The sequence below is a fragment of the Microbacterium umsixpiens genome, assembly GCF_053543675.1.
On sequence record NZ_JBLVOH010000109.1, the window covers coordinates 6819 to 10953 of the forward strand.

Genomic DNA, 4135 nt, shown 5'->3' on the forward strand with positions numbered 1-4135 from the left:
GTGTGGCGGGGCGACGACCCGACGGCGGTACTCGACGGGGTCGAGGGTGGTCAGATCACGGAGTCCGCCGTCGACGGCGACCGACACCAGCCCGGGCTCGGCTCGCGAGCGCAGCCCGAGCAGGCGGGAGAGCGCGCGGGCCGCGTCGCTGTCGGCGGGACGGATGCCGAGCACCTCACGCTCGCGCACCTCCACGAGCGGGGATCCCGAGTCGGCACGGAAAGCCAGCACGACATCGCCGGCCGGCTCTGTCGGAGAAGACGCGGCGGGCGGGTCGAGCAGGTCTTCGGCGTCGATCACCTCGGCGAGCCGCTTGGCCGAGGCGAGCTTGTGGATCCAGTTGCTCGGGAACGAGCCCGCGTACGCGAGATACCCGCTGATGAACTGGGCGAGTCCGAGCACGGTCACCAGTTCGCCGATGCTGATGTGGCCCTCCGCCGCGAACCACGCAGACATGCCGGCGAGGGCCGTCGTCGCGACCGCGGCCAGGGTGCCGCTCACCGCTTCGTACGAGGCGAGCGATCTTCCGGCGGCTGTCGCGGCCCGGCGGGAGGTGTCGCTGGCGGCGATGTACCGCCGCACGGCCTCTTCGCGCGCACCGATTCCCACGAGCACCCGGAAGCCGCTCATGAAGTCGGCTGCGACCGCCCCGGCCTCGGTCGCGGCGTGCTGCTCGGCGAAGCCGCGACGCTCCAACGGGCGCGAGACCACCTGCATCACGAACATCATCGCGATGGTCGAGCCGAACACCACGAGCGTCGCGACGGGCGAGATCACGAGCATCGCGAGACCTGCCCCGATGATCGCGGCGATCGTCGAGCACTGCTGCGCGACCGACCAGGCGACTCCGGCCACGCGGTAGGTGTCGGAAGTGACGAACGTGAGTGCTTCGCCCGGAGTGACCGCGCGACGGGAGAGCCGGGGGCGCAGCATCCGCGACAGGGCGAGGTGGCGCAGCGCCTGCTCGCCGTAGCCGTAGATCGAGACCATGAGTCGGGAGGCCGCCTGGTAGCTCGCGGTCAACACGAGGAACGTGCCGACCAGCACGCCGAGCCAGAGCACGAGGGCTGCGGGGTCGGCGGGCAGCACGGCGCGGTCGATCGTCGCCCCGATGAGGACCGGGATGGTCGCCTCGGCGAGGGAGTGCACGATGAGCAGCGCGGTGGCCCCGGCGAGGGCGATGCCGCGCCCATCGGACTTCAGCGCGATCCCCAACAGCCTTCGCGGAGTGGACGTCACGGCGTCCGCCGTCCGAGCGGCAGCACCAGCGGGGTGCCCGACACCGGGTCCGTGATGACCTTGCAGGGCAGGTCGTACACGGCCTGGACGAGCTCGGCGGTGATGATCTCGCGCGGGTCGCCCTGCGCCACGATGGCGCCGTCACGCATCGCCACGAGGTGCGTCGCGTAGCGGGCGGCATGGTTGAGGTCGTGCAGCACGGCGACGAGCGTGGTGCCGCCGCGGTGCAGGTCGGCGAACAGCTCCATCAGGTCGATCTGGTGCGCGATGTCGAGGAACGTCGTCGGCTCGTCGAGCAGCAGGTGCTTCGTCTGCTGGGCGAGGGCCATCGCCACCCAGACCCGCTGCCGCTGCCCGCCCGAGAGCTCGTCGACCAGGCGCCGCGACAGGTCGGTGACTCCGGTCGCCGCCATGGCCTCGGACACTGCGCGCTCGTCGGCGCTGCTCCAGGTGCGCATGGCGCTCTGGTGCGGGAAGCGTCCGCGCCCGACGAGGTCGGCGACGGTGATGCCGTCGGGGGCGATGGACGACTGCGGCAGCAGGCCGAGCTTGCGGGCGGCCTCCTTCGGCTTGAGCGAGCGCAGCTCGTCACCGTCGAGGAGCACCGCTCCGGTCGTCGGGCGCAGCAGGCGGGCGAACCCGCGCAGCAGGGTCGACTTTCCGCACGCGTTCGGTCCGATGATGATCGTGAACGAGCCGTCGGGGACCTCGAGCGACAGGTCGGAGATGATGGGGGTCTCTCCGTAGCCCAGCGTGATGTCGCGGGCCAGCAGCGAAGCGGTCATGGGTGTTCCTTTCAGGTGCGGCGCGCGTACTGGGCGGCCAGCAGCCAGGCGAGATAGATGCCGCCGACCGAGACCGTCACCACGCCGACCGGTACGGCGACGAGCTGGGCGACGGCATCCGACACCACGACGAGGGCGGCGCCGGTCAGCATCACGGGCATCGTGCCCATCGGGGTGTTCGAGCGGGTGAGCCGCTGCGAGATCTGCGGGGCCGCGAGGGCGATGAACGAGATGGGGCCGGCGGCGGCGGTGACGAGAGCGACCAGGGCCACGCCGAAGATCATGGCCGCGAGGCGGGTGCGCCCCGGGCTGATGCCGAGCGCGGTGGCCGCGTCGTCGCCCATCTCCAGCACCGGCAGCGTGCGGGCGAGGGGGAGGGAGAGCACGGTCACGATCGCGAACACGATCGCCGCCGGGATCAGCTGGTCGAAGCCGAGCGAGGCGAGCGAGCCCGCGCCCCAGGTCGCGGCCATCATCGCCTTCTCGACGCTGACCGAGATGAGGATCCACGAGGTGAGCGACCCGAGGCCGGCCGAGACGCCGATGCCGACGATGATGAGGCGGAACGACGACATCGTGTTCTTGTTGGCCAGCACGTAGACGAGCAGCGCGGTGAGCAGACCGCCGACGAGGGCTCCCGCCGCCTTGATCATGTAGGTGTTCAGCTCGAGCACGATCATCACGAGCGTCACGCCGAACTGGGCTCCGATCCCGAAGCCGATGATGTCGGGGGAGCCGAGCGGGTTGCGCGTGAGGGACTGGAAGATCCCGCCGGCGAGGGCCAGCGCTGCTCCGCACAGCACCGCGAACAGTACGCGCGGCAGGCGCCACTCGAAGACCACCTGGCGGATGTCGGGGTCGGATGCCGGATCGACGATGGCGCGCAGGACCGCGGGGAAGTCGATCTCGTAGGCGCCGATGGTCATCGAGGCCAGGCCGGTTCCGACGATGACGATGATGAGCACGACGCTGACGATGACGGAGCGCACCGGGATGAGGGCGGCGATGCGCCGGGTCTCGATCCGGATCAGGCGACGCCCGTGATCGACCGGGGCGAACTCGGTCTGCGAAGAGTCGATGGCGGGCAGGGCGACGGGCTTCTGGTCGATGCTCACAGTCCGCTCACCCGCTTCCGGCGCACGAGGATGATCAGGATCGGGGCGCCGAGCAGAGCGGTCACGATCCCGACGCGCATCTCCCCGTTCGGGAGCACGATGCGGCCGAGGATGTCGGCGAACAGCAGGAACGCCGGGCCGATGACCATCGAGTAGGTCAGCACCCAGCGCTGATCGGGTCCGGTGAACCAGCGGACGATGTGCGGGATCATGAGCCCGACGAAGGCGATGGGGCCGGCAGCGGCGACGCTGGTTCCTGCCAGCAGGGTGACGGCGATGATGACGAGGATCCGCGTCACGCGCACGCGTGCGCCGAGCGCCTGCGCGAGGTCATCGCCCAGGGCGAGGGCGTTCAGCGAGCGCGCGCACAGCAGTCCGATCAGCAGACCGATCGCGATCAGTGGCGCCGCCCACGCGAGCTGGTCGAGGGTGCGTCCGCCGATCGAGCCGACACCCCAGAACCGCATGACCTGGAGGGTGCCGAGGTCGCGCAGCACGATAGCGGTGGTGAATCCGGTGAAGGCCGCGCCCAGGGCGACCCCGGCGAGCGTGAGTTTCATGGGGGTCGCACCCGATGCCCCGAACGAGCCGAGCACGTAGACGAGCACCGTCAGGACGAAGGCGCCCGCGAGGGCGAACGGCACGTAGGCGCCGGGTGCCGTCAGGCCGAGCACGCCGACCGCGAAGGTGACGGCGAAGGAGGCGCCGGCGTTGACTCCGAGGATGCCGGGGTCGGCCAGCGGGTTGCGGGTGAAGGCCTGGATGAGTCCGCCGCACACGGCGAGGGCGGCACCGACGACGATGCCGAGCAGCGTGCGCGGCACCCGCAGTTCCATGACCATCAGGTGCAGCGGGTTCTCGTCGTCGTAGGAGAAGAGGGACTGCAGCACGGTGAGGGGGTCGATCGCGCGGCTGCCGATCGCGAGCGAGGCGATGACGGCGACCACCAGCACCACGGTGGAGACGATGAGTCCCAGCACCAGCGTCCCGTTGCGG

Annotated in this window: 4 protein-coding genes; all 4 read right to left on the minus strand. The window is 70.7% G+C overall.

Annotated features, from left to right (window positions below; translation table 11 throughout):
• Nucleotides 1-1239, minus strand: a 1239-nt coding sequence (locus ACNPM4_RS10975; protein WP_448985716.1) for an ABC transporter transmembrane domain-containing protein, incomplete at its 3' end; no start/stop codon positions are given.
• Nucleotides 1236-2024, minus strand: a complete 789-nt coding sequence (locus tag ACNPM4_RS10980; protein ID WP_448985718.1) for an ABC transporter ATP-binding protein — start codon at nt 2022-2024, stop codon at nt 1236-1238. The genes ACNPM4_RS10975 and ACNPM4_RS10980, both read right to left, overlap by 4 nt.
• Before the next feature lie 11 nt (nt 2025-2035).
• Nucleotides 2036-3139 carry a FecCD family ABC transporter permease gene (locus ACNPM4_RS10985; RefSeq protein ID WP_448985720.1) on the minus strand — a complete coding sequence of 368 codons (1104 nt, stop codon included), beginning with the start codon at nt 3137-3139 and terminating at the stop codon, nt 2036-2038.
• A partial coding sequence (locus ACNPM4_RS10990) for a FecCD family ABC transporter permease (RefSeq protein ID WP_448985722.1) occupies nt 3136-4135 on the minus strand: 1000 nt, incomplete at its 5' end. The genes ACNPM4_RS10985 and ACNPM4_RS10990, both read right to left, overlap by 4 nt.